General features: G+C 38.7%; 22 protein-coding genes and 1 tRNA gene. 17 read left to right on the forward strand and 6 right to left on the reverse strand.

What is annotated here, in order from left to right:
- Window positions 1–448 precede the first annotated feature (448 nt).
- On the forward strand, window positions 449–2,155 hold the full coding sequence (locus ACFIMK_RS03590; protein ID WP_375612060.1) for an ATP-binding protein: 1,707 nt from the start codon (window positions 449–451) through the stop codon (window positions 2,153–2,155).
- An 18-nt stretch (window positions 2,156–2,173) separates the two neighbouring features.
- Here the strand turns inward: ACFIMK_RS03590 and mscL are convergent, their stop codons facing one another.
- Window positions 2,174–2,581 carry a large conductance mechanosensitive channel protein MscL gene (mscL, locus tag ACFIMK_RS03595; RefSeq protein WP_026500234.1) on the reverse strand — a complete coding sequence of 136 codons (408 nt, stop codon included), beginning with the start codon at window positions 2,579–2,581 and terminating at the stop codon, window positions 2,174–2,176.
- Window positions 2,582–3,897: 1,316 nt separating this feature from the next.
- On the opposite strand from mscL, the gene ACFIMK_RS03600 reads away from it, so the two are divergent.
- The 4 genes from ACFIMK_RS03600 (at window position 3,898) to ACFIMK_RS03615 (ending at window position 7,356) form a co-directional block, all read left to right on the forward strand.
- A complete protein-coding gene (locus ACFIMK_RS03600; RefSeq protein WP_375627812.1) occupies window positions 3,898–4,980 on the forward strand; it encodes a quinone-dependent dihydroorotate dehydrogenase in 1,083 nt (360 codons plus the stop codon).
- Window positions 4,981–5,117: 137 nt separating this feature from the next.
- Window positions 5,118–5,194: transfer RNA gene (locus tag ACFIMK_RS03605), tRNA-His, on the forward strand.
- 716 nt (window positions 5,195–5,910) lie between these two features.
- Window positions 5,911–6,414, forward strand: coding sequence for a hypothetical protein (locus ACFIMK_RS03610; protein ID WP_375631507.1), 504 nt, complete (start codon window positions 5,911–5,913; stop codon window positions 6,412–6,414).
- An 813-nt stretch (window positions 6,415–7,227) separates the two neighbouring features.
- Window positions 7,228–7,356: a DUF2924 domain-containing protein gene (locus ACFIMK_RS03615; protein WP_375631508.1), complete on the forward strand. Its 129-nt coding sequence runs from the start codon at window positions 7,228–7,230 to the stop codon at window positions 7,354–7,356.
- A gap of 414 nt (window positions 7,357–7,770) precedes the next feature.
- On the opposite strand, the gene ACFIMK_RS03620 is transcribed toward ACFIMK_RS03615, so the two are convergent.
- Window positions 7,771–8,097: a hypothetical protein gene (locus ACFIMK_RS03620; RefSeq protein ID WP_375637995.1), complete on the reverse strand. Its 327-nt coding sequence runs from the start codon at window positions 8,095–8,097 to the stop codon at window positions 7,771–7,773.
- Window positions 8,098–8,467: 370 nt separating this feature from the next.
- On the opposite strand from ACFIMK_RS03620, the gene ACFIMK_RS03625 reads away from it, so the two are divergent.
- From ACFIMK_RS03625 to ACFIMK_RS03665, 9 genes are all read left to right on the forward strand, one after another.
- Entirely contained in the window at window positions 8,468–10,384 is a 1,917-nt protein-coding gene (locus ACFIMK_RS03625) for a site-specific DNA-methyltransferase (protein ID WP_375637998.1), read from the forward strand.
- Window positions 10,385–10,412: 28 nt separating this feature from the next.
- A complete protein-coding gene (locus ACFIMK_RS03630; protein WP_375638000.1) occupies window positions 10,413–13,610 on the forward strand; it encodes a DEAD/DEAH box helicase family protein in 3,198 nt (1,065 codons plus the stop codon).
- A gap of 742 nt (window positions 13,611–14,352) precedes the next feature.
- Window positions 14,353–14,520 carry a hypothetical protein gene (locus ACFIMK_RS03635; RefSeq protein WP_375631516.1) on the forward strand — a complete coding sequence of 56 codons (168 nt, stop codon included), beginning with the start codon at window positions 14,353–14,355 and terminating at the stop codon, window positions 14,518–14,520.
- Window positions 14,521–14,816: 296 nt separating this feature from the next.
- Window positions 14,817–15,068 (forward strand): hypothetical protein, encoded by a 252-nt coding sequence (locus tag ACFIMK_RS03640; protein WP_375638002.1) that lies wholly within the window; start codon window positions 14,817–14,819, stop codon window positions 15,066–15,068.
- A 1,013-nt stretch (window positions 15,069–16,081) separates the two neighbouring features.
- On the forward strand, window positions 16,082–17,425 hold the full coding sequence (locus tag ACFIMK_RS03645; RefSeq protein WP_375681452.1) for an MATE family efflux transporter: 1,344 nt from the start codon (window positions 16,082–16,084) through the stop codon (window positions 17,423–17,425).
- 315 nt (window positions 17,426–17,740) lie between these two features.
- Window positions 17,741–17,929, forward strand: a complete 189-nt coding sequence (locus ACFIMK_RS03650) for an NADPH-dependent FMN reductase (protein WP_375612108.1) — start codon at window positions 17,741–17,743, stop codon at window positions 17,927–17,929.
- 40 nt (window positions 17,930–17,969) lie between these two features.
- The gene (locus tag ACFIMK_RS03655; RefSeq protein ID WP_375638007.1) at window positions 17,970–18,143 is read left to right on the forward strand and encodes a hypothetical protein; all 174 of its coding nucleotides are present in this window, start codon (window positions 17,970–17,972) and stop codon (window positions 18,141–18,143) included.
- A 424-nt stretch (window positions 18,144–18,567) separates the two neighbouring features.
- Window positions 18,568–18,741 carry a hypothetical protein gene (locus ACFIMK_RS03660; protein WP_375612064.1) on the forward strand — a complete coding sequence of 58 codons (174 nt, stop codon included), beginning with the start codon at window positions 18,568–18,570 and terminating at the stop codon, window positions 18,739–18,741.
- Window positions 18,726–18,935, forward strand: a complete 210-nt coding sequence (locus tag ACFIMK_RS03665; RefSeq protein WP_375612065.1) for a hypothetical protein — start codon at window positions 18,726–18,728, stop codon at window positions 18,933–18,935. The genes ACFIMK_RS03660 and ACFIMK_RS03665 overlap by 16 nt, the downstream gene beginning before the upstream one ends.
- A gap of 68 nt (window positions 18,936–19,003) precedes the next feature.
- Here ACFIMK_RS03665 and ACFIMK_RS03670 read toward each other — a convergent pair whose 3' ends face one another.
- The 4 genes from ACFIMK_RS03670 to ACFIMK_RS03685 form a co-directional block, all read right to left on the reverse strand.
- Window positions 19,004–19,150 carry a hypothetical protein gene (locus ACFIMK_RS03670; protein ID WP_273787870.1) on the reverse strand — a complete coding sequence of 49 codons (147 nt, stop codon included), beginning with the start codon at window positions 19,148–19,150 and terminating at the stop codon, window positions 19,004–19,006.
- 405 nt (window positions 19,151–19,555) lie between these two features.
- Window positions 19,556–19,888, reverse strand: a complete 333-nt coding sequence (locus tag ACFIMK_RS03675; protein WP_375693520.1) for a hypothetical protein — start codon at window positions 19,886–19,888, stop codon at window positions 19,556–19,558.
- Window positions 19,889–19,948: 60 nt separating this feature from the next.
- Window positions 19,949–21,169, reverse strand: a complete 1,221-nt coding sequence (locus ACFIMK_RS03680; RefSeq protein WP_375638013.1) for an MFS transporter — start codon at window positions 21,167–21,169, stop codon at window positions 19,949–19,951.
- Window positions 21,170–21,374: 205 nt separating this feature from the next.
- Window positions 21,375–22,610, reverse strand: a complete 1,236-nt coding sequence (locus ACFIMK_RS03685) for a coproporphyrinogen-III oxidase family protein (protein ID WP_375638015.1) — start codon at window positions 22,608–22,610, stop codon at window positions 21,375–21,377.
- Window positions 22,611–23,078: 468 nt separating this feature from the next.
- On the opposite strand from ACFIMK_RS03685, the gene ACFIMK_RS03690 reads away from it, so the two are divergent.
- The 3 genes from ACFIMK_RS03690 (at window position 23,079) to ACFIMK_RS03700 (ending at window position 25,960) form a co-directional block, all read left to right on the forward strand.
- Entirely contained in the window at window positions 23,079–23,426 is a 348-nt protein-coding gene (locus tag ACFIMK_RS03690) for a hypothetical protein (RefSeq protein ID WP_375668515.1), read from the forward strand.
- A 414-nt stretch (window positions 23,427–23,840) separates the two neighbouring features.
- Window positions 23,841–24,077 carry a class I SAM-dependent methyltransferase gene (locus ACFIMK_RS03695; protein ID WP_375668516.1) on the forward strand — a complete coding sequence of 79 codons (237 nt, stop codon included), beginning with the start codon at window positions 23,841–23,843 and terminating at the stop codon, window positions 24,075–24,077.
- 455 nt (window positions 24,078–24,532) lie between these two features.
- Window positions 24,533–25,960, forward strand: a complete 1,428-nt coding sequence (locus tag ACFIMK_RS03700) for a glutamine synthetase family protein (RefSeq protein WP_375682995.1) — start codon at window positions 24,533–24,535, stop codon at window positions 25,958–25,960.
- The last annotated feature ends 10 nt before the right edge of the window (window positions 25,961–25,970 follow it).

Raw genomic sequence — 25,970 nt, forward strand, 5'->3', positions numbered from 1 at the left:
GATAACATTAGGGGCTGAAATTAGTATAATGATGGTGCTAACCAGCTCTTTTATAAGTATAAAAATGGTAATGCACAATGCCTTGATATCCTCTATAGGGACTTTTACATTACACCATTTACAGATGACGTCGTAAAATAAGCTTGGGGATCTTGGGAGATATCTTTTCAAAAAAGGCGCATGAATGTGTAAAATAAGTGTATTCTTTTTGAGTACTATTTATGCGAGGGAGATGTTACCATTATTGTAACAAGATTTATTACATAATGGGTGAATAAGCAACAAGAGCTGGAAGCTTCTTTTTATTCTTGTTTTGTTGATGAAACAGTCAAAATTTTGCTACAGACAATTGATATGAGATATCAAGTTATTTTAACCAGAATAGATAATTGTAAACAAATTAGCATTATTCATTTGAGAGTAAATTCAACACTTTTTAGTTTTAGTTATGCCATTAAAAGCAGATGAGTTAAAGTTAAATACAAATGAATTAAAATGTCAGCAAGAAGCTTTTCGTTTTACACCAGAGCTTTTGCCACGGCCTTTTACGTGGGAAATCGATCACAATGGTTTGTTTTGTGAAGTCTCAAAAGAGCTAGCTGAAGTTGTTGGTCCTCTCTCTTCTTCTATTTTAGGGTGTAGTTTTCATGAGCTTGCTCATCAATTTAATGATGATCGATATCTGGTTCTCAGTCGTTTTATTGAAGCGGCTATGCCTTGGAGTAAAGAGATTGTTCAATGGCCTGTTGATGGTTGCTTACAATGGCTTGATGTTGAATTGTCGGCTTTGCCAATTTTTGATGTTAAAAAGCAGCTTAAGGGGTTTCGTGGCTTTGGTGTTTTAAAAATACAAAAAAAAGTCCAAGAAAAAAGAAATGAAAAGCTAGAAACAGAAATGCTATGTCTTACGGAGATAGAACGCTCAGCTTTTCGTGAAATTGCAGAGCAATTGCGTGATGAATTGAATTCATCGGTAAAAGAAGAAAATTTAGTTGAAGAAACAGCTATTCAGTTACCATATGCACAAACATTGCCGGTAAATGCTATAGAACAAGCTCTCGTAAAAGAGCCCGCTGCAGTTTTATCATTGTTGGATACAGCAACAGATGGTGTTTTATGGTTGGATGAAGAGGGCTTTGTTCAATCAGCGAGTAGGGCAGCCTTAGCATTAATGGGTTATGAAATAAATGAACTACGAGGACAACCATTCTCTTCATTATTTACTTTGCAAAGCCGACTTTTGGTTGAAAAGTATTTTAAATCAATCCGTATGGAGGAAAAAAATCAGGTTTTAAATCGCAGTGAAACCGCTGATTTAATGACAAAAAATCATAAAAATATAACCGTTTTGATAACGATTGTATTTTTGGTAAAGCAAGGCAATTATGCTGTTATGTTGCGTGATAGGACACAAACAGTTCCATCAGGAGAAAAAAAAGCAGAAGAGGATAAAATCGTTGGAGTTGTTCATGAAATACGAACACCTTTGAATGCTCTTATTGGTTTTGCAGAAATTATGAGAGAAGGCCGTTTTGGTTCGATAGAAAATGAGCGCTATCATGGATATTTACGCGATATTATTTCCTCTGGAAAACATATATTATTGCTGATTAATCAATTACTAGAGTGCTCGAAGATAAATTATTCTGGTTCCGATAACCAGATTGATTCTTCCCTTATTTCTGAAACATTTGATGTAATATCTTGTTTACGTGCGACGATAGCTTTTCTTGAAACTCAAGCCAATCAGAACGGCATTATCATGCGTATTGTTGCTCCACCTCACGTTCCATTTATTCCTGTATCACAACAAGTGTTTCGCCAGATTATATGGAATCTTCTTTCCAATGCTATTCGTTTTACACCTTTGGGTGGACAGATTATTGTTCACGTTTCTTATAGAAAAGAACGTGTAAAAATTTCAGTGAGTGATAATGGTATAGGGATGAACGAAGAAGAGATTATACAGGCACTGCAACCTTATGGTCAAGTAGAGCGCAAAGATGGACGATCTGGTGATAGCGCTTTTATGGGAACAGGTTTAGGCCTCCCAATGTGTAAAGCAATGGTGGAAGAAAGAGGGGGACAATTTTTACTGTTCTCAAAACCCAATCATGGAACAACTGTGGAAATGTTTTTTCCTCGTGTTCCATGATGTAAATCTTGCATAAAATTATTTTTTCTTAGCCAAAAGATCTCTAATTTCTGTTAAAAGTTGTTCTTCTGAAGACGTTTTTTTGGGGCTTTCTTCTTCTTTTCTACGAATTTTATTCATAGCCTTAACGAATAAAAAAAGAACCCAAGCAATAATGAGAAAATTGATGAGTAAAGTAATAAAGTGTCCATAGCTAATGGTTGCTCCAGCTGCTTTGGCGGCACTCAATGTTGCTTGTTTTTCGCCAGCAAGTTGAATAAACATATTAGAAAAATCAATCCCACCTGTAATCAGCCCAATGATTGGCATAAAAATATCATTGACAATTGAGTTGACCAAGCTACCAAAAGCACCCCCTATAATCACACCGATAGCAAGATCAATCATATTACCTTTTAGGGCAAATTCTTTGAATTCTTTAAGCATTGCATTTTCCCCTTTATATAAGCGATATACGGTAATTTACTTACCGCTTTTGATGAAAAAGGAAAGGGCAGATTTTATTTTTAGGATTATATTACGATATTAATATTATTTTCAAAGAACTTTATAAGGTTTAATAAAGAGCTTTAGGGCTCTATTTGAATGTACATAGAATATTTCCTAGAAAAAAGCTTTTTTGATAAAAACTATATCTGCTTTTTCAACAGAAAGTAGAAAACTGTAGCTTAATTTATATAATTGCCTCAAGATTTTTATGTTAACATTAAAAAGAGAGGTTTTTACACAATACCACAAAATAAGTAGTGTAGAAAGTTGAGCTATCAGAAAGCTTTTCAAATGAAGTACATATATTAGCATAACATTTTGTCATAAAAAGAGAATTTAGGAATAAAAAATATATTTCAGCACTGATAGAAGAAATAGATAGATGAGACAGGAGTAAAACTTATAATTTAATTCCTCTTAATTTAGTAAGCGATAATAGCAATTAGGAGGGCATTATGGCTTATCTAAAAGCTATTTGTATTGGGTTACATGAGCTAAAATGGCGATAATTCGGATGGAAGAAACACATTTCATCTGCTGGAAGATTGTATCAGTTTATAAATAGCAGAGCTCTAGGGTTTGCAAGATCATTTTGGTTTGGAAGTCGTTGGTATGATGTTTGAGTTCAATAATCAACTGTCATTACTTAAAATATATGTTAGGCAGAGCACTTAATAGATGCAAAATTGTATTTAATACATCAGAAATGGCAAAGAAAACAACGCAGATTATCAATAGAGTACAAATTGATTGAACATTCTGTTGCTCATAAATAGTGCAACAATAGTATGAATTTAGATGATTTTATGAACTATGTATCCTATAAATGCTAGGAAAAAATAGCTTTATAGAACAAGCTTTGTTTCTATTGAAAACAATATTACACAAAGGAACTTTGGGAATAGAGATAATTTGCCTGCATTTTTAAGAAAATTATGAGCGTGCCTGCATAAGGCGTCATAAAACCATGACTATGGTAAGAGCCATTGATGTTCCAATTCATGCTGAATTTTATAAGATTAGGATTCATATTTTAATCTTTAAAAAATGTCGAAAAAGAGAAACATTTTTTAAGAATAAAAAGTTCTTTACATAGTATAACCAATATAAACATGTATGGCTATTATGTGATGAGTTTTCTTCTAGAAGGGGAATATTATTTGGATAATATGCTTGCTTTGATTGGAAATCTTTTGTGTTAAAAGGTAGAGGTGAGGTGCGATGGATCATTTTTATGTTGTGGAGAAGAATTGATGAGTTTTTTTCGTTGTATTGGCCGTTCTGCCTTATTTATGTTGGATCCAGAGCAAGCACACGGTTTAGCGATTCTTGGGCTGAAAAGTGGATTAAATGGTTGTCAAAAGGTTATCGACAAACGTTTGTGTGTAACTGTTGCTGGTCTTGAGTTTGAAAATTTTATTGGTCTTGCAGCGGGGTTTGATAAAAATGCAGAGGTTGTAGATGGTATTTTTCGGTTAGGATTTGGTTTTACTGAAATTGGGACAGTGACACCAAAGCCTCAGATTGGAAATCCTAAACCACGGCTTTTTCGTTTAAAAGAAGATGAAGCGATTATTAATAGAATGGGCTTTAATAATGACGGACATCAAGTTGTTTACAATAGATTGCATGCGTGTAAAAAAACTGGTGTTATAGGAGTCAACATTGGAGCCAATAAGGATACGGTCGATAAGATTGATGATTATACTGTTGGTATTGCTCATTTTTATGATGTTGCTGATTATTTTACGGTTAATATTTCTTCTCCTAATACACCAGGTTTACGTGATTTACAGGCCCGTGACAGTTTGCATCTTTTGTTGAGTGCAATTTCGCAAGCGCGAAATGAGCAAGAGAACAAGCATGGATTCTCCATTCCCATTTTTTTAAAAATTTCTCCTGATTTATCAGAGAAAGAATTAGATGATGTTGCTGAAGAAATAAAACTTTCTGATTTTGATGGACTCATTGTTTCTAACACAACTCTTTCACGCCAAGGTCTTAACAATAGTCACTTCCGTAATGAAGAGGGTGGGCTTTCTGGACGTCCACTCTTTGAGCGTTCTACTATTATGCTTGCAAAAATGCGTCAAAAATTAGGGAAGGAGATTGCAATTATCGGTGTTGGCGGTATAAAGGATGCACAGACTGCTTTGGAAAAAGTAAAAGCTGGTGCAGATTTGATTCAATTATATAGTGGGATGGTTTATGAAGGTCCAAATCTTGTCATAACTATTCTGCAAGAGGTTTTGCAGATGATGCAACAAGATGGAGTTGATAACATAAAAGGCTATCGTGATCATAGTCTTGAGCATTGGGCAAAATTTCCTTTGTAAAAAACGCTTTTTTCTTCACAAAAAATTGCGAGATTTTTTTAAAGGGGCTTGCAAACTTTGTTGATCTTCCTTATGTCACATAAGCAAAGAATAAATGTTTACGAAATCGTGAACAGTTATGATACATTTGATTTTATGCGGTTGTAGCTCAGTTGGTTAGAGCGCTGGTTTGTGGCACCAGAGGTCGTAGGTTCAAATCCCACCAACCGTACCATTGATTTCCTTACAACTTTTCTCATTCTCCTTTCCAGTGTTTTGTAAAGCGGTTAAAAGACGCAGTTTTCGGCGTTTTTTGCCTTTGACTGATAACAGAGCCGAGGCCTTGCGCGGGTGTATTTTCCTCTTTTTCGCCCAAAATGGCCAAAACGTCTCATTGAGCGGAGACTTTTTTAAAAAGGTCTCCGCTCAATTTATATTTATTTTTCAATATGTTATAAAATTGCTCATTTTTGGTCGGTATGCATCTTGTGGGTGGCGCGCGTGATACGAACCTAAGGCCTCTGTTTAAGTAGAATCGCTATAATTCCCCTATAAGGTTTTGTTTTTTTACAGTAAGCTTGCAATATGCATGAAAATAAATATTCTATTCTTCTATACTGAGCATAAGGGGAAATGCAGTGATGAGTATAATAGCGGGTGAAGATAAAATTGATTAGCCTTTTACTAAAGAAACCCTTTACTATTTTTTATGCCAGTGCTGGTGTCTGTGAGGAAAAACGTAGACATATTATGTTGTATCTCATCAATAAATATATTACATGGATTTGGGTTATCATATTTTTTGCTAATGGGCTGCCCAATGTTTTTTTGAAGGGACTCCCCAGCTTTGGTGGATCAATATGGGTTTAGTTTGTGTTGGTATCTTTTTTTCTAAATATTTTCCTAACATGATGCGATATTTTTATCGCATCAAACATCATGGAGCATAATATGTCATTGTTTAACATTCTGACTGGAACTCCTTTATGGGCCTGGATTTTGCTTATTTTTCTCATTGCGAGGGGAATAATCGCATTGAAAGATAGGGAAATGAAGGTTAACCGCCTTTTTCTATTGCCGTTAGTCTTTCTTTTTTTGGGCGCAAGCGATGTGATTAAAGAGCTGGCGTTCCTGCGCTGGGGAGCAGTCTCAATGTTGGCAGGGCTGATGATCGGCGTTGGCGTTGGCTGGTTGCTCTGGCGTGCTACTGCGCGTTTAAAAATCAAAGAAGGAACGGATTTCATTATTCTGCCTGGTACGCCGTTGACGCTGACATTTATTCTTATCGCTTTTGTCATCAAATTCACATTGATTGTTTTTCTCAAGGTTGTACCTGATTTGAAATATGCATTTGATTTTAACCTTCTTTTTGGTCTTTTAAGTGGGTTCACTGGTGGTGTGTTTTGGGGCGGCACATTAAATTTATATATAACATTTCGAAAAAATATAAATTAGTTCCTATATCCTTAGCTGTTGATGCTTCTGTCAAGTATTATGATACAGAAGCGTCCGCTGTTTTACGTTGAAACTGCGGCTGCTATACGACTAAGTGGCCTTACGTCTGAGTATGCAAGAGCGGCAGAGTTTATACAGTCTACGCCATAATATGTGGAGCACTCTTGCGGGAATGAGTGCATTATTATTGCGATATACATGTAACCCTCTAGCTAATATTATATTAGTAAGGCTGTTTTTTGAAGCCGCTTGTAATTACGGTGTGTTTTTAAAGAGAACGTTCGAACCGATGTATCGCTTGCAGTACCATTTCTCTTTATAAAACTATTCTCATTTCTTTTAGAAATCTGCACTTCTCAGCTTTTTTTGCGTATGATCGATAACGTAGTTAAGATCCTTGAGATAGTGAATTTTTATCTCTTTTTGCTAAAAATGCTCAAACCATCTTATTTAGTCGAGACTTTGTTTAAGAAGGGATCTTCTAAATTTATTTTTTCAATAGGATATAAATTTCTCGTTTTGGGTGCGCGGTAAACTTATAGCAGCAATAAGCTTAGGTTTATTGGTTCTAAGCGTGGAGGGAGTTGAGCTATCCAATGAAAAAGAATAAATTGCATTTTTGTCTAACTTTGTGAACACACACTATTTTCTGGACTAATCGAGGAAATAGAACATTCCTGTGTTGAGAGGATTAGACAATGAGTTGTAAACAATTAGAGCAAGAAATAGCCACTGTAAAGTATACGTTAATGTAGGAGCCCAAAGCCTTATGGCACACTTATTTCAGTGACGATTATTTAGGACAAACGCATCATGTGCTTGTGGTGTCAAAAGGCTATCAATGAGGGCAAGATTTACAAAAGCTTGAAAGCTATTGCTAAGCATATTACCGGCATCAATTGGAATGGCCATTTGTTTTTTGGCCTTGTAAGGCGGGGATGAGAGGATGACTGGGGACAAGAAAGGTGCTTAAACAAGCGATAAAACCAATACGCGGCGCTATATATAGACGTAAAACCGAAGAAGGTTTAAAGCAAGAGTTTAACTGACGGGACGACAAAAAGAAGCAGACGAAAGCTTTGTTAAAGCTTACCGTCATGAAGGTTGGCAATTAATACCAACGTTGCTGATAATGTAAAAATCATGCCGCAATATATTTAAGGAGCGAGTGCAAGAGATTAATACATTCCTATGGCAGATTGTAAAAGCATGGTTTGTACATGAGTCTAATTATATGATTGATAAGGCAATACAAATCACTCAGGGATAAAATGATAAGAGCTATATTTTATTATGAATCTGACACACAGTATAAAACCTATAAAGGCAAAGCGTTTTATGGCATGGGAAGGATTTTCAGCTTGCTGGTGGGCGTTTGAGGGTGTTTTTACACACCGTGAAAGGTATTTTAGCAAATCTTGCTTGTGCGGACAAGGGAGAACTAGAAGTGGATGCTGACATAATCCCTTGTGAAATGGTTTTTATTGCGTCAAAATAAATGATGAAGAAATTTATGTTTTCGTTGGCAGTGATAGTACTTGTATGTGCTTGACCAAGCCACATGTGACGCAATTTTAAAATTACCCATGGTGGCATGTCGTCAAATTGACGATACAGCTCTTCGATTTGTAAGAAATATGACAAGGCTAAAAGATAGACATATTTGGGATGTGCTTGTGCCAATTGATAAGCTTATTGATAATATTTGTAAGTGCCATAATAGCACACAAGAAAAAATATAAAATAACCGCCTTTATTATGCCAAACAGCGGCTAATTTAGGGCGCGAAATTATTGCTTTTTCAAAGTAAATCAAAGAAAGGCAAAATGATCAAAATGTGGTAATGCGAATTGATCTAGCCGACTTGCGTAAGCAAAAAGACATAAAACAAGCACAAGAAACTTTAAAAAATAAAGAGAACAGCTTATATGACACTTTTCATGAAAGTAAATTTGCAGAGGATATAGAAATAAATAGGATAAAAGGAATTGCGACGTACAAAAGAAATATTCATAGACATATTTTATACTAAGCGTAACGGAGAAGCGCAAAGATGAGTATAATAGCGGGTGAAGATAGAATAGAGGGCATGAGTCAAAGCCCTGTTAATCCAGACATAGAAAAGTTAAAAGCAGCCTTTCCGCAATGTTTTGCTGAGGGAAAGCTGGATATAGATCAGCTTCTTAATCTATGCGGCGAATATATTGATAATGATTTTGAGAAGTTCAAATTTGAATGGAAGGGCAAAGGAGCAAGTTTAAAGCTTGCACAAAAGCCTTCACTAGCGACATTGCGCCCGAAGCGCGAGGAGAGCGTAAACTTTGATAATACACATAATCTTTATATTAAGGGCGATAATCTTGAAGTGTTAAAACTTATCCAGCGGGCTTATTTTGGCCAAGTGAAGATGATCTATATAGACCCGCCCTATAATACGGGGAATGATTTTATCTATGATGATGATTTTAAAGACCCATTGGCGCGATATAAGGAAGTGACCAAGCAGACAACGAAGTCAAACCCTGAGACAATGGGGCGGTTTCACACGGCTTGGCTCAATATGATTTATCCGCGCTTGCTTTTGGCACAGACCTTATTGCGTGACGATGGGGTGATCTTTATCTCGATTGATGATCATGAGGTGCATAATTTGCGCAAAGTGTGCGACGAGGTGTTTGGTGAAGAAAATTTTGTTGCTCAATTGGTGTGGGAGAAGGTTCACACGCGCAAGAATTCAGCGAAATATTTTTCTGTCAGCCATGAATATATTATATGCTACGCAAAGTATAAGGAGAATTTCAAGAGAAACCTGTTACCGCGACCAGATAGTTCAGCATATAAAAATCCTGATAATCATCCTAAGGGACCTTGGAAAGCGGACCCCATTACGGCTCATAAACCCTATGCGGCCAATTATACAATTACCAAGCCGAATGGGGTGGTTCTGAAAAGGCCGCAAGGGCGTTATTGGGCTTTTAGCGAAAAAGTTTTGAAAGAAAAAATTGCTAATGATGAGATCATATGGGGCGAAGGCGAATCCTATCCTATGATTAAAAGGTTTTTAAATGAGACTCAAGATGGGTTGGTTCCTACGACTTTTTTCGGCAAGGAGATCGATGCCAATTTTGATGAAGAATTTGCAGGAATTTTTAAACGAGAGTTTTCAGGTGATACCGCTTTTTCCAAACGTGAAATTGATCAATTAATGCATGTTCAAGGATTGTTTGAATATATTAAACCTACCAAACTCATAAAATTGCTCATGCAAATCGGCATGAACAAAGACGACATCATTCTCGATTTTTTTGCTGGCTCTAGTACAACAGCGCATGCAGTGATGGCTTTGAATGCCGAAGATGGTGGCAATCGCAAATTCATCATGGTGCAATTGCCTGAATTGTGTGATGAGAAGAGCGAAGCTTATAAGGCTGGTTATAAAACTATCTGCGATATAGGTAGCGAACGTATTCGCCGCGCTGGTGCACAAATCAAGCAAAAGCATGAAGCAGAATTCACAAGCAAGCAGCCTTTAGACATCGGATTTCGCGTGCTAGAGCTCGATAGTTCCAACTTTTCCATATGGGACGATAGCCCGATTGATCCGAATGCACTTGATGTTAAAGAACAATTGCAAATGCGTTTGGATCATATTTTACGGGGGGTGAATTCCGAGCGCTCTCATCAAGATATTATCTTCGAGATCATACTTAAATATGGTTGGCCATTGGATTTAAAAATTTATCCTTTACCAATCAATGGCAAAAAATTCTATTATATAGGTGAGAGCGAAGGCGATGTCTTAGTGATTATAGCCATAGACCCGCCCTTGGACCCCGAAGATGCGGAAGAGATGATAAAGTATTTGCCCGTAAAAATCGTAGCGCTTGATGCGGCCTTTAAAAGTGATGAGGCGCTTATTAATTGCGACTTTATCTTTAAAGACAATGAAGTAAGTTTTGATAAAATTTAAACTATAGAGAGACGATTGGGGCGGCGATATGAAACTTAAATTTAAACAACAAGAATTTCAAAATGATGCCGTTAAAAGCGTCATTGATTTATTTAAAGGCCAACCACGACGAGATTCTTCTATTTTCTTGTGTTCAGAACAAGGACAATTAGCGTTAAATGAATTTGGTTATGGTAATCAATTATTGATTAGTGATGAAACTATATTAGCAAATTTACAAGAGGTGCAACAGAACAATAAACTCGTGGCGAGTAAGGCGCTAGAGCAAAAGCAGTTTTCTATTGAGATGGAAACGGGAACAGGCAAAACTTATGTTTATAGCAAGACGATTTTTGAGTTAAATCAACGCTATGGCTTTATCAAATTTATTATCGTCGTACCAAGTGTTGCTATTCGCGAAGGGGTATATAAATCACTTCAAGTAACAAGGGAGCATTTTCAAGCAGAGTTTGATAATCTGCCCTATCGTTATTTTATTTATAATTCAAAAGATCTTTCGCAAATTCGCCAATTTGCAAGCTCTACCAATATTGAAATTATGATTATCAATATTGATGCATTTAAAAAAGCGGAAAATATTATCAATCTTCCGCAAGATAGACTGAATGGCGAAAGTGCTATGCGCTATATCCAAGATACAAATCCGATTGTGATCATAGATGAACCGCAATCGGTGGATAGTACAGCAAAAGCGAAAGAGGCTATTGCGAGCCTTAATCCGCTTTGTGTTTTCCGCTATAGTGCCACGCATAAAGAGGAGATTAATCTTTTATATCGTTTAACACCTGTTGATGCTTATCAAAAAGGACTGGTAAAGCAAATTTGTGTCTCTTCTAATCAGATAGAGCAAGATTTTAACCGTCCCTATATTGCCTTGAAATCCGTATCACACAAACATGGCTTTAAGGCGCGCTTAGAGTTGGATATTGCGGGAAAGAATGGCACTGTGAGCCGCAAAACAGTTACAGTGAGACAAGGCGATGATCTGTATCGCGTTACGGGCGGGCGTGAGCTTTATAGGGGTTATATTGTTTCGGGTATCAATTGCATGGCGGGGGATGAAGCTGTTGAGTTTTCTGATACTGAAGTTGTCAAATTTGGCCACGCCCTTGGTGATGTGAATACAATAGAGCTTAAACGCGCGCAAATTTATCGCACTATAGAAACACATTTAGATAAAGAATTGCGGCTTGCGCCTTTAGGGATTAAAGTTTTATCACTTTTTTTTATTGATGAGGTGGCTAAATATCGTAGCTCTGATGAAGAGCCAGCACTTTATGAGCGTATGTTTGAAGAATGTTATGAAGAGCTGTTGACGAAAAAGAAATATGCCTCCTTACGAACTAAGTTTGCGCAAAATGTTCGAAATGTGCACGGCGGTTATTTCTCGCAAGACAAGAAAGGCGTGTATAAGGATACAAAGGGCGACAGCCAAGCTGATGATGACACTTATAACACGATTATGCGTGATAAGGAGTGGTTATTATCTTTTGCATGCCCCTTGCGTTTTATCTTTTCACATTCTGCCTTGAGAGAAGGCTGGGATAATCCGAATGTGTTTCAAGTGTGTATGTTGATTGAGCAAAAATCGAATTTTACCGCACGGCAAAAGATTGGTCGCGGTTTGCGCTTGTGCGTAAACCAACACGGTGAACAGGTAGAAGATAAAGATATAAATGTGCTGCATGTCATGGTGAATGAAAGCTTTGCTGAGTTTGTGAGTACATTGCAAAAAGAATTAGAGGCGGATATTGGTTATAAACTTGGTACATTGCAGATGGAGCATTTGGTTGGCCGTATTTATGAAGATGTAAAATATGTGGCCGCTAAAGTGGAAGTATCGCAAGCACAAAAAATTGTTAAAATACTTGTTGCAAAAGATTTTATTGATGAGGCGGGTGTCGTTAAAGTAGATCAAGATTTAGTGGCGAGCGAATTTGAGGCTATAGGGGCGGAGGAAATGCCACGCGAATTGCGTCAAGAAATTGTGAAAAAAACTGATGCGGGCGCGCTTATTAATGTTGAGACGCTGCAAGATCTGATTTATATGACAGCTGTGACGGAAACAAAAATTCTGTCTTCGCAAGAGGCTGCTGATATATTGGTTGAGTTGCGTGAAAAAGCCTTGCTTACATCAGCAGGAAAAATCACAGATACATTAAAAGCGCAATGGGCGACTGGGACGTTAGATTTAAGTGAACGTTTTAGTAAAGGGCAGAAGCAAGCTGTGCTGCAGGCGCTAGAAGCGAGCCAAGCCATGCCGATTATTCGTAATGCTACGCGCGAGGTGCGGGTTAAGCTTAAAAAGCAAACAGTGGCTTCACCAGAGTTTTTGGCCTTGTGGGAGAAGATCAATAAAAAGACCACTTATCGTGCAAAGCTTGATCGCACAGAGTTTGTTGCCAAAGCAGTGGATGCAGTGGAAAAAATGGCGCCAGTTGCGCCCGCGCATTTGGTTTATCAGACAGCAGAGATAGAACTGGATAGTGCTGGTGTGACCTATGAAGAGCAGTTATTAAAGCAGAGTGCGCTTGATTATAGTTTTTGTGCACTGCCGAACATTGTACATTATTTGACCTTAAAGCTGAAATTAACCACAAAGACAATTATTGGTATTTTGACCAAGAGTGGCCGTGAGCATGAGTTTGTAAAAAATCCACAAGCTTTTTTAGAGCGCATAGAAGAAATACTCAATAAAACCCATGTTAATCTTACAATTGATGGCATTAAATATTTAAAGCTGGTCGGGCAAGAATATAGTGTGCAAGAGCTTTTTACCAGTGAAGAGCTTGTGGCAAATTTAGAGCGTACAGCTGTTGTGAGTGAGAAGAGTGTGTATGATCATGTGGTTTATGAAAGCAGTGTGGAGAAAGAGTTTGCACAAAGTCTTGAAAATGATCCTGAAGTCAGATTGTTTTTTAAACTACCAAGAAGTTTTAAAATAGCCACTCCCATTGGTTCTTATACGCCTGATTGGGCAGTTTTTTTAGAGCGAGATGGCGAACAAAAGCTTTACTTTGTGCTGGAGACAAAAGGGGCAAACAGCGAGTTTGATTTGCGACTTAAAGAAATACTGAAGATTAAATGCGGCAAAGCGCATTTTGCTGCACTGCAAACGAGCGTTGCGTTTAACGACCAGCCGGTGATAAATTGGCGTGAATATAAGCGTACTTTGCCCGAAGGGGCGCATGAGTTTCCAAGTGCTGCGGTGGTTGTTACAGAATGATTGGAGCATGAAATACTTAAGGGGGAGGGGAGAAAAGCTTTTTATATCAAAATAATAAATTGATAAAAGGTAGTTATAATGTACACTTCATGTTGAATTTAATTGTTTTCATTTAATACAGGAGGTAAAGTTATGAAAACTAAAGATATGTATAAACCACTGAAAAAAAATTAAACGGGTTGATGTTGCTGCGCTCAAAGCCCGAGCAAGTGAGCAGAAAATGGCTGCTTGAGGCGCTTCTATGAATTGAAGTTTTAAAATATACAAAGCTGGCGGCAAAAAAAGCTGCCAGCTTTATAGCTTTTGGATATATTAATGACGATAGATTATGAAGTTAAAAAGTTGCTCTATGGCTGTGGGGCAATGAGCGAGGTTCGGCTGATTACAGGTTCCTTCCATGCTTTTTTTTCTTGTCTATGGGCGTTAGTATAGCACAGTTAGCCTTATTGCAAATTGTGTTTAGCGCGGCTATTTGTATTTTTGAAGTGCCTTGTGGGATTTTAGGAGATAAAATTGGCGTTAAAAAAATGTTATCTTATCATGTTTCTTTTTTTCGCTCTTCTTCTTTTTATCTATTTACGCGCCTAATCTTTCTGTCTTAATTCCGGCAGAAATTATATATGCTTTAGGCTTTGCTTTATGTTCTGGCGCTGATAGCACATGGATTAAAGGCTTAATCGACGGCGGTGGATACAAGGGTAGTTTGATCTACCACCAAGTAAACGTCTATAAGCGGGAACTGATGGCATTCATGAATATGGTTGCTGGTGCGCTAGGTGTTCTTATTGTTTTGTGTATGGATAATTATCAGTCGGCATATTATTTTTGTTCTTTCGGGTTTCTCGTGCTTGTATTCTTGTTTAGTCGGGTGACGGGGATAGGTATTGCATCCGCTTCGGATAGTCAGTAAATAGACTCGGGTTCTTTGTTGCATGCAACAGAAGCTTTTACTTATTTAGTTACCTCAAAAATCGGGTTATATTACATATTGATATGTGGTTTTATTGTTGCTGCATTGCAGCCAATATTTCATTTTTGGCAACCTTTTATTTTGGGACAGACAGGAGTATTAGACAATGCGACAGGAAAGACTAAAATTCTTATTCTTGGCCTGTGCTTTGTGTCTTATACTCTCGTAAAATACTTATTTAATCGCTTTGTGATTAAATATCTTATGCAAAAATATGCTCCTATGGCGATAACTTTGTGCTCACTCGTCCTAAGTGCTGTTGTTATGCTTGCTCTGCTTCTCGTTGCAAACAGTTGGGCTCCTATTATTTTATTCACCGTATTTCACAGTTTTTTTCTGTTCCTATGACGCAGTTTGAAGCAGAATTTTTTAAACATATTCAACAAAAGAATGCAAATACGGTTTTATCCATTGTTAGTTTTCTTGCGCGTATTTTTGGTATTTTAGCGCTTGTGCTGATTGTTGGTTGGCAAATAATGTTTGTATAGAAGCAGCTTTTTGTTTTGCCTTGGTTTGTATATGTTCAATTATCCCGCTTAATTTGGCTTGGCTTTATACTGATAAAAAGTTAATAAAAAACGAAGAGGTCTGAGAGTGAAGATACAGTTGAATAGGGACTTGCCTATGACTTACATAAAGACACAGGAAAAAATAGTGTGTGGGTCATCTTATATGGATTGAGTCGAAATTAATAGCTGTCCATCGTTTTTAGCAGAGATGCTTACCGATTTGAATGCGCCAAATGATTGTGCTGTTATTCTCCAGAAATATCGCGAACGAGTATATCAAGAGGATATGATATTGATGTGTTGTTAAATGAATACTTCAGATTGGATTCGGAGGAGGCCAAAATTATTATTTTTGAGGAGGGCAATCATTCATATGAAGTCTCTATAGGTTTTGTGATGTGGACATGGTGCGTATAGTTATAGAATGCTCTCCTAGTGAGTGCTAGATGGTGCTTTTGCGTTCGTAAAATATTGTGCGTTGGTTGTTGAACTAAAGTTTCATAATTTTAGATCGTAGAGCGGTGGGGCATCGAGGTGTCTTATGTATCATAAACGCTCTTTTTTAATTGGTGTATAGGCACAATGGATTGTAAAAATGCTAATGCCTGTGTTTTTTGACAACTTGGTCGGCTTTGTTTTTTTTACGTATGTAAGCAGCGAGTAAGCAAAGGTTAGCACAGGTGTATTACTTGCAGTACCAAAAAGTTTGATTAAAAATACTAAAAATGGATATACAAGACGAACAAACGGCTCGCTGAGGATCTTTTATCAATGACTGTAGTTGCTTGGGGGCATAATATTGTACAAAAAACCAATAAAGGTGCATTGCGCTTCTTTTTTAAGAACTGGGCATCTCCTCTTACCTTAATGCGTTCTCATTATGCATCCTTTACACAAGACTTGCGATGGAAAGACTTTACGGAAAAAATCAATGTGTTTTGTTTAAAAGATCTGAGCTTAATATGCCCTTCAATATGGAAGGGTATTTCACAATGTTTGTTGTGATGAAGCAATTGCTCTCTCTTGGCATGCCACTGGCTGTTGGGTTTATCTCTCAGATGATGATTTCCTTCACAGATGCAGCGCTTGTAGCGCATTTAGGCGTGCAAGCCTTGAGTGGTACAATGTTAGCTCTGAGTATATTTAGTTTTGTTATGTTGTTTGGGCTAGGTATTATTACCGCGGTTGCACCAAAACTTGCGGAAAGTTTTCGTAGACAAGATAGATATGCATTAAAGGCATGGTTTGATCAAGGAATATGGCTTTCACTTGTGATTGGAATAATGAGTGCGATCATTTTACTCAACACGAGGAATATTTTGTGTTTTCTCGGCCAAGATGGGACAATTGCCAATATAGCGCAGGAATATAATAGTGGTGCTGCTATAGGAGTGGTGTTTTTTTATCTTTATGTGAATAGCCGGGGATTACTGTCAGCAATTGGTAATCCAAAGCCGTTAACCTGGGTTATGCTTGCGGCTATCCTCGTGAATTTTCTTATCTCTTGGCCGCTTATTTTTGGTATAGGTTCTGCAAGCGGATTAGGTGTCTTTGGTGCAGGAATTGCGAGCAGTTTGATCCGTATTTTAATTGTTATTGCAGCAGCAATAATTTTTTCCCGCAATTCTGCTTTTCATTCTTTTCGCTTTAATTATTTGAGACCAAAGTTAGAGATTTTACGAATAATAAAATTGCTGAGAGTAGGGCTACCCATTGGTATACGTATTCTTATTGCGGAGGGCTTTCCTTCGGTCATTGCATTTATGATTACGGCTTATGGGGTCGAATCTTTGGCCGCGCATACGATAGGGATGCGTCTCGATATGCTTATTTCTGTGGTGGCTTTGGGGATTTCCAGCGCAGCCGCGACAATAGCAGCGTGGTATAGAGCAGATAGGAATAATATGGCTCTAAAACAGCTGCGTATGAGTGTCACTGTTTTTGCTGTAGCTTATGTCTTGTTTTTATCAGGGATTGTTTATCTCTCTTATGGATTCATCCTTACAACCATCTTTAATATTTCTTCAGAACGCGTTGTTGTTTTCTCTTGGAAGTTGCTTCCGTTCATTTTATTGTCTTTTGCTTTTGGCACTTTAGGTGCTATGCTCAATGGCATACTTGTGGGCTTGCTTGATACGTTTTGGTCAACAATTGTTGTAGCAATAAGTTATTGGGGGTTAGGCCTATTTGGGGGAGCACTAATGGCGCATTTTTTTGAATATGACTTTATTGGCTATTGGCTTGGCATGATTGGTGCAAGCTTAATCGTTTCTCTCTTTAATTATATGCGCGTGGGTTATTTAATAAAATGCAATCCTATATTTGGGGCAGAGTGAGTGTTATAAAAGCGCTTGTAAAGCACTAGCTGTGAAGGCTTAGCTACTCATCGTCCATAGAGGCTGTTTTACTTCTATGGAGATAACAATATAGGTTACAAAACTTGCTTAATATTGAAAAGAAGTGTCTTTGATTGTAGCCTCAATATTATTTGTTGAGTTTTTAAAATAATATGGGTTTATTAAAATCATTCGGCTACAATTTAAGAGTAAGTTCGGTAGATTGGAAGAGTTTAATACCTTAAAAAATGACGAGAAAAAACGTGCTTATATTCATACGCCGTTGAGGAGGCATTTAAAAAAGTTGTTGTTTTTATAAGTCATTACCATTGTGATGCTAAAACGCATGCATTTGTCAAAACAATCGCAGACGCTAACGATGTTATTCTTGCAAGCCCTGTTTATCACGGGTCTTATTCAGGGGGATTGAAGAATGCTCTTGATAATTTAGAGTATAATGCTTTTGGGATAAAGTTTTTGGTCATCTCTCTCATGACAATATAACCCAAAATGCGCACTGCCCTGTGTATATTTGGTACCAATTGTGCATACGCTTTATGGACCGGCGCTGCAATATCAAGTTGCTTCGGCTAAAGATGATTTTGCGTTTGAGAATGAAAACCGTACACGGAGACTTAGCAGCGTAAATGTACGGGCTTGCTGCGCACATCTTGCTGATAAAATGTACAATAAGGGTGGAGGATATGATCAAAAATGATAAGAAATACCGTTAGTTAGTCGTTGGTGGTACAGGAATATTGGCGCCCTTTTGCCGGTCATAAGGGCTGAACAACGTGATTATCGCAGCGCGTTTTCGTTCTCATCAATCCAAAATTGAGTTATTTCAGACAAGGGCTAAATGTATATTTTGGAGATTATTATAAGCCATAGGCACAATTTTTAAAAGGGGTACCCCTCTGGACGGGCTTGAAATATTGCATATTATGGAGGGCATTCGCCTGCACATGCATTTTCGTGTAGGTTGAGATTGAGCGGTTGGCCTTCTTACCGAAGCCTCTGCGTATTGTTCATGTTTTTGGTTCTAATGCAGAGGATAAAATAATCTCTGGATGTGCGCATCATAATAAGATTGATTCTACATCTGTAAAATTAGGTCGGAAAAGGCGATCATAGGGCCAACGGTGGTCAATGAGAAAAGTGTTTATGATCATGAGATTTGTGAGAGCCGTATTGAGAAAGAGTTTGCGCAAAATCTCGATAATGACTCTGATGTAAGATTATTTTTTAAACTGCCAAGAAATTTAAAAATAGCCACTCCCATTGGTTCTTATACGCCTGATTGGGCGGTTTTTTAGAGAGGGATGGCGAACAAAAGCTTTACTTTGTGCTGGAAACAAAAGGAACGAATAGCGATTTTGATTTGCGCCTTAAAGAAATGCTGAAGATTAAATGCGGCAAGGCGCATTTTACCGCCCTTGAGACTGGTGTGGTGTTTAACGAGGCACTGGTGATGAGTTGGCGCGATTCTAAGCGGGGGGGATGGTGGTAGAGAGAGTGGGGGGCTGTGGTAGGAGTGGGCGGCACGAATGACGCTGTCTTTAGTTGTGTACCACCAAGCTAATTTTGTGCTTTGCGAAATTCGCCAAGGCTTTTGGACGTACCGCGTTTACCGCGTAATAAAATCTTATGAATATTATGCAGAAGGCGCGCAGAAATGGGTGATTGCGTGTCTAGCTTCCCAATGCCGTAATTAAGTACAGCCACATAATGAGATAGCTCTTCAATATCATCAGTCGCACTGATACTTTTTTTATTTTCAAACAATAATAGGTCAGATGGTAACGATTATCTCCTTTCTATCTGAGAAAAGAGTAGCACCGCTTGCGTATATGTACGAGTAAAAGTTAATCAACATTGGTCTGAGGTAAAAACCGTCAATTATTTCTAATACACCTAAGGATTTCATAGCTTGCTCTAACGGTTTATATAAAGCCGCCCTTTTAAAAGGTGGATTGGGTGGAAAATTTATTGGAATATAGGCTTTATGAATCTCTCGAACTAAGCTTTCTACTATGCAGGCCCTAAGGCGTGATTGCATATATGGTCGCATCTGTTGCTGCGTTGTGTAGGCAAAGATCCTAAACTAGGAAAGGAGGGCTGCTCTTTTGATTACAAAGGAAGAATACGGCTAATTACAAAGGAAGAATACGGCGCGTAAGTGCAGCAAAATGTATTTTGAGGAGCAGAGGGGTGAGGCATTTGATGTCCAGCGGGTAACGGATTAACTGGAGTATAAGTGGGTATTGCTAGGGCGGAGTTTTTGGTTAAGAATTGCACTTCGTACGCTATAAGCTCTCTGCATCCTTCATATAGGTGTTGGATCATCGCCCAATCAACGTAAAGGGGCTGTTTTGTCTTTAGCGTTTGTTTGGCTGCTTCTATAGTGCCGCTGGCTCTATCAGCCATTATGGTGATAATTTTCTCGTCCAAAGAATAAATCAATCGATTGCGTAATAGGGTATGTGTGCCTTTTTTGACCGTGTCTTTTTTTAAAAGCAGCTGTTACCTCGTGGCAGGGTTGGGGGTGTTTATATGATCAGCCTGCCAAAGAAATGGAAGCGTTATCGCGATAGCTACCAATAGTAGTCCAGCGATAAAGGTGGCAGCAAACTGCAATGATATAAAAGAACCAAGGACGCCGACCAAAAAGCTTCCGACCGGCGTTCCAGCATAGCCTATCACTCGAAAAGCAGAATTAGCTCGCCCGAGAAGTTGCTTTGGTGTGAGGCGCTGCCTGAAGGCGGTAACACCAATAAACCATAAGCTTGCTCCAACGCCAGCAATAAAGGTGACGCCCCATACGACGACAGCACTTTTTGAAAAGGCTGGAATCAAAAGCAAGACAACAGTTCCTAAACCGTCAGTGAGAACAGCTAGGCGCACCGGTGCATAGCGTATACGCGACGCAAATAGGGCACCTGCCATTGTTCCAAGCGCGTAGGCTGCAAACATCACGCCATATTGGCTGCTATGTAGGCCCAGATACCGACTGTCGGTAACGAAGAAGATGAACGAGGTTAGGAATGCTCCAAATACCACCGATAGAAAGAATGTGAGTAATGTAAGGGAGGTAAGATGCCGATTTGAAAAAATGAAACGAAATCCGGCAATGATATAACGGAAAGTGATGTTTTTTTTATCGGGTGTTGGCGATATCGGAACAGCACGGCGAGCGGTAAAAATCAATGTGATAAAAAGCACGATTAACAGGCCGAGAAATAGCAGTGTGCTATGCGCTAAAATGCTGCTTGTTATGACAGGGGCAAGAAAATAGGAGACCCCGAAATCTAAAAACAAGACAATTGAGTAGAAGGTCATCAATCGCTCTCCCTCCATGATAAGTGGTGGAATAGTCATTATATAAGCTTCGGCAGAAACGACGATGAATCCAGCAATGGTTGCATAGAAGAAAATTTGTTCGGCTGGAGTAATCTGTATCGTGAGCAGTACGAACAGTACAATATGCAGTAGCATGAAGATGAGGAGAGCCGAGGTTGCAAGTTTTATTTTGTCGCAGCGATCAAGTAAAGCGCCTGCAAGGATGCCGAAAATTGGCCACGCTAATGAGAAGAGACCTTGCGCCCAACTTACTCCGACTACGCCATATCCAGATTGTCTTGCTAATAGCGGGATGGCAGTGCGCAAAGCACCGCTGAGTAAGGCGAGCAGACTAACGGTTAGGCAAAAATAGCGTATGTTCTTGTTGGAAAAAAGCGTGAACATTCTGTTCTCCTTAAGATGCCACACAGGTTTCCGCTGGTCCATCAAGTACGGCGGTTGTATTCAGCATGTTTGCGACATAGCCGTCCAAGATATTCCTATCTGCCTGAGGTAGAAGAAAATACATAAGGTTGGAATACCATTGCCAACCACGCTGAGTCAGTTGAAGATCGTTATCACTTTCTACGATGAGACCTGCACCTATGAGCTATTGTAGGTTATTGTATACGAAAGAGGGAAGTGCGGTCCAGTCAATTCTTTCTTTTTTGGCATATTTGGCATAGCCGTTATAAGGTAGCCGCATACACAACGCTTTGGAGGCTTGTTGCTCCGCTGATACCCAATTGTAGTATACTTTGGATTTTCCTTTAAGTTGTATGTCGGTAATGTATCCGCTTCGACTGGGATTGGCTCGTGTGACGAGTGAGCCGAGAATCGACAGTGCTGACGCCCCGAAGCCAACCACATAATCGTCATGATAACCATGCAAATATTTGTGATAGCGGAAATAATTAGCTGAACTCGTTTTAGCGAGCGTTAGAGGAGTGTTATTGGCAATTTTGATATAGGAATGCCCATTACACGGCGCATAGCCGCAGCTGCGCATAACGATGTCGCTAAATAATCGAAGCATCTGTCGATGCTGTAGGCTGGACGGTTTAAGCCCTTTTTGTGCGTAAGACTTATGCAGTTGCGACGTGATAGCCAGATTGTTGATTGCATAGAGGTTGATGGTTTCAGGGTGAAGCTCGCTGGCTTGCTTCAAATCGTATAATAGTTCTTCGGTTTGCTGGCTGTGCATGCCATATAGTAGGTCGAAACCGACATGTCCAATTATCTCTTGTGACCAAGCCACGGTATTGTTGATTTGTTCACGTGTTGAGGTGAGGTTAAACAATGATCGGAAACGCTCAATGAAACTCTGTATACCGAAGCTGATCCGGTTAACGCCGATCTCACGGGCAGCATAAAGTTTATCACGTGTGACGCTCTTCGGTTCGCTTTCCAGTGTAAACTCGGCTAAGGAAGAGAGCTCAAATTCGGCATGCAATACTTTTCCGATGTGGCGGATATTATCTGCGGACAAGAGCGACGGTGTGCCGCCCCCTATATAGATGCTGCGGATGGGCCCTCTAAGCGAGCGAATGAAATTTCCTTTGGTTCTGATCTCTGTGGTAAGCGCTGACATATAAGATTCGATTTGCTTAACGTGCTTGTAGGCCCCTTTCTGAAAGGGACAGAAGGAACAGATGGTTTCGCAAAAGGGAATATGCAAATAAAGAGAAATGGTACGCGCTTGTGGAATCTGCTTACTTTGCGCTAGTTTATTAAAGTCTAGGTAATCGTAAAATTCATTTGAAATAGTGCGAAATAACGGATATGTGAAGTTGTAAATCGGCTTGAGTTGATCGAACTTCACAAAAGGATGATCCACGAGTTGCATAGTTTACCTCCCCCAATTTCTTAACGCGCACTATATTATTGACGGGCGACAGGTGATCCAATCATCCGAGTGTATTACCAAAGATTTTCACGGAACATAATGAATCCTCCTTTTGTAGAAGTTATATGTATTATACATATAACTCATTATATGAACAGATGAGCTTGTTTAAGAGGCAATGTAAAGATAAAAATATAAAAGAACTTTCTCTTGCAGCCTTATGGTCTGATATTGTAATTGGTATCCTGTTTTACGTGGTCGGGCTATGAATGCCTAGGGCGAGAAAAAGCAGGGTATTTTAATGGACGTGCGGGGCATCTTTGTTATGTTGCTGGGATTTGGAATTTGCGTCTGGTTATGAAATATCATTAGCGCAAAAAGATGGTTTTAAAGGTAGATATATATTTTTTAATATCCCTGTAAAACTTCGAGAAGAGATAGAGTTATCCTATTAGAAAACATATAAATATCCAGTGTGATAATATTATCGAATTACATGACATCATCACTCTTGCACGCCATTTTGATATACTACCTAAAATCTCATTGAGATTGTGCCATGTACTGGCAAACGGGGATAGATCGCGTTTTGGTATGACTGCGGCGGAGTTACGTGCCGCATTATCTTTGCTAGAATCCAATAGGATTAGGCTTAATGGGGCGCCTTTTCATGTGGGCTCTAATTTGAATTCGACTGAGTTAATAGTATCCACCTTAACTAAGGCTGGAAAGGATATTTACGCATTGAAGGATCAAAAAAGTTTTATCAGTTTAGGCGGGGATATCCGACTTCCACAGCGTTCTGCGATGCCATGACGATCAATGACGAATACCCTCGTAAAATTTATGAGGCATTATCACAATTGGGTTGTGGTTTACATAAGCTTACGGTAATTATTGAACCTAGGCGTGTTATATCTAAAGATTATGGTTATTTATTTTCAAATATTAGCTCTATAAAAGAGCAGAATGGTACGAACTTAATTACAATCTGGGCTCTGGGGATGTGTACTCAATCTGCACAGTATCACTAGGTCAGAAGTCAAAGTATGTGAAAGCAACTGATACAAAAAAAATTTACGATGGTGGAAGATCGACGATGAAGGACTTTAGTTCAAAGGAAATTGATATTATTGTGTTCTCATATCCTGATTTTTTGGCTTTTTAGATATAAATAACACATCTCCTAGTGGGCTGGAGACTATCAGATGTTGGATCCCGCATGGCGCAATTAGCAAAAATTCCTATCTATTGGATTTGGTATGCTCTACTGGATTCTCAGCTCTAAATATTGTGTGCGAAGAGCAATGTCAAGCGGTGGAAATTGATATAAGTGCAGAGTTTGTACCATCCGCTCAGAACAAGGTTGATAGCTCTATTATGCAGGCGATGGTTAAGTTTCATATTGGAAATGCTGAGCGTATGTCTTATCCTGAAAATACATTTACGCATATTACGGCGGGGTGAGTATTTGTAAGCACAGCTGTAAAGGCTATTCACCATCTTAGGGTGTTTACTTCTACGTGGATAACAATAGAGTTACAAAACTTGCTTCATATTAAAAGAAAAGTTTCTTTTCTTTTAATTAAGCATTGCTACAACCAAAAGGAAATTAAATATCTCGCCTTTATTATTCTCGCCAATGTTTGCTTATATATGATTATTTGAATCGGAATTAGGTTACGTACAATATGGTATTTCTCGCTGTTTTATATAAGGAGAAGGTTCGCACCGATGTATCGCGTGCAATATCAATTTTTTCACTATGGTGATAGGATAGCTTTTTGAGCGCAAAGTTCTTTTACCTTGATGGATCTTATAGTATTCTTCAAAAATATCAGTTGATAATTTTTTTTCGTGTCGTTTATGCATGGGCTGATACAATAAGAATAGGACTTGATTGTTTTTAAAGTTGGTATGTTATGGATGTAAAAAATGGTAAACAAACGAAAAGTAAGAATTTTAAACCTGTTTCTCGTTTTCTCAAAAGTTTACGTGGTGTGCACAATTGGGAACAAGTTTCACAATGGCTTGCTTTCCGTAAGGTAGAGGATATTGAATGTATTACGCCTGATCAAGCAGGGGTACCACGGGGCAAGATGATGCTTTCTAAAAAATTTACATCGGAAACATCATTGGCATTGCCTTCAGCAGTTTTTATGGCAACAATTTCAGGGGATTATCCGGAAGATGGTCATGGTTTTGAATATCCTAAAGCAGATGGTGATTTACGCCTTGAGCCTGATCTTTCTACGTTAAGCATTGTTCCATGGGAAGATGCTCCTACGGCACAGGTGATTTGTGATCTTGTGTATCAAAATGGTCAGGTTGTAGATTACACACCACGCAATGTTTTACGAACGGTGGTTCACTTTTACACAAAAATGGGTTTAAGCCCTGTTGTTTCACCAGAAATTGAGTTTTATTTGGTACAAAAAAATCCCGATCCTGATTATCCGTTAGTTTCACCGGTTGGTCGTTCTGGGCGTTCAATTGGTGGTGGACAGGGGTACTCCATTGCTGGTGTTAATGAATTTGATGATTTGATTGATGATATTTATCAATTTTCAGAGGCACAAGGATTGGAAATTGATACCCTCATTCATGAAGAAGGAGCAGGTCAGTTTGAAATTAATTTACGTCATGGTGATCCTATTGAGTTAGCGGATCAAGTTTTTATGTTTAAACGAACAATTCGTGAAGCAGCACTAAAACATAATATGTATGCAACTTTTATGGCAAAACCCATTCAAGGGCAGCCGGGTTCTGCTATGCATATTCACCAATCGGTTGTTGATAAGAAAACCGGTATGAATATTTTTACACAGGAAAATGGTGAAGAAAGTATCTGTTTTCGCCATTTTATTGGTGGATTGCAAAAACATATGCCAGGGGTACTTGTGATGCTTGCACCTTATGTGAATTCTTATCGACGTCTTGTCCCTGATAATTCGGCTCCTGTTAATTTGCGATGGGGATATGATAATCGTACTACAGCTTTTCGAGTTCCCCGTTCTGCTCCTCAAGCGCGACGTGTTGAGAATAGACTTCCTTCATCAGATGCGAATCCTTATTTAGCTCTTGCAGCTTCTTTAGCGTGTGGTCTTATTGGTTTGCAACAAAAAATTGAGCCGGATGAGCCAGCGACAAATAATGTAAACGCTGATAATATTGAGTTGCCGCGTGGACTCATTGAGGCAGTCAATTTGTTTGAACAAGATACAGTGATACGTGCTATTTTAGGGGATGTGTTTGTCAGTACTTATGCTGCAATCAAACGCCAAGAGTTTGAAACTTTTATGGAAGTAATCAGTCCGTGGGAGCGTGAATATCTCCTGCTGAATGTTTAAATTTTATGAC

Source organism: Bartonella sp. AP280QHHD (assembly GCF_042196125.1).
Taxonomy (GTDB): Bacteria; Pseudomonadota; Alphaproteobacteria; order Rhizobiales; family Rhizobiaceae; genus Bartonella.

What these genes read in the sequence shown, in the direction of transcription:
- ACFIMK_RS03645 (WP_375681452.1), top strand. Translation starts at nt 16,082, where the DNA reads ATGTTTGTTGTGATGAAGCAATTGCTCTCTCTTGGCATGCCACTGGCT.
- ACFIMK_RS03590 (WP_375612060.1), top strand. Translation starts at nt 449, where the DNA reads ATGCCATTAAAAGCAGATGAGTTAAAGTTAAATACAAATGAATTAAAA.
- ACFIMK_RS03615 (WP_375631508.1), top strand. Translation starts at nt 7,228, where the DNA reads ATGTGCTTGTGGTGTCAAAAGGCTATCAATGAGGGCAAGATTTACAAA.
- ACFIMK_RS03600 (WP_375627812.1), top strand. Translation starts at nt 3,898, where the DNA reads ATGAGTTTTTTTCGTTGTATTGGCCGTTCTGCCTTATTTATGTTGGAT.
- ACFIMK_RS03630 (WP_375638000.1), top strand. Translation starts at nt 10,413, where the DNA reads ATGAAACTTAAATTTAAACAACAAGAATTTCAAAATGATGCCGTTAAA.
- ACFIMK_RS03685 (WP_375638015.1), bottom strand. Translation starts at nt 22,610, where the DNA reads ATGCAACTCGTGGATCATCCTTTTGTGAAGTTCGATCAACTCAAGCCG.
- ACFIMK_RS03680 (WP_375638013.1), bottom strand. Translation starts at nt 21,169, where the DNA reads ATGTTCACGCTTTTTTCCAACAAGAACATACGCTATTTTTGCCTAACC.
- mscL (WP_026500234.1), bottom strand. Translation starts at nt 2,581, where the DNA reads ATGCTTAAAGAATTCAAAGAATTTGCCCTAAAAGGTAATATGATTGAT.
- ACFIMK_RS03625 (WP_375637998.1), top strand. Translation starts at nt 8,468, where the DNA reads ATGAGTATAATAGCGGGTGAAGATAGAATAGAGGGCATGAGTCAAAGC.
- ACFIMK_RS03700 (WP_375682995.1), top strand. Translation starts at nt 24,533, where the DNA reads ATGGATGTAAAAAATGGTAAACAAACGAAAAGTAAGAATTTTAAACCT.
- ACFIMK_RS03635 (WP_375631516.1), top strand. Translation starts at nt 14,353, where the DNA reads ATGGCATTCATGAATATGGTTGCTGGTGCGCTAGGTGTTCTTATTGTT.
- ACFIMK_RS03610 (WP_375631507.1), top strand. Translation starts at nt 5,911, where the DNA reads ATGTCATTGTTTAACATTCTGACTGGAACTCCTTTATGGGCCTGGATT.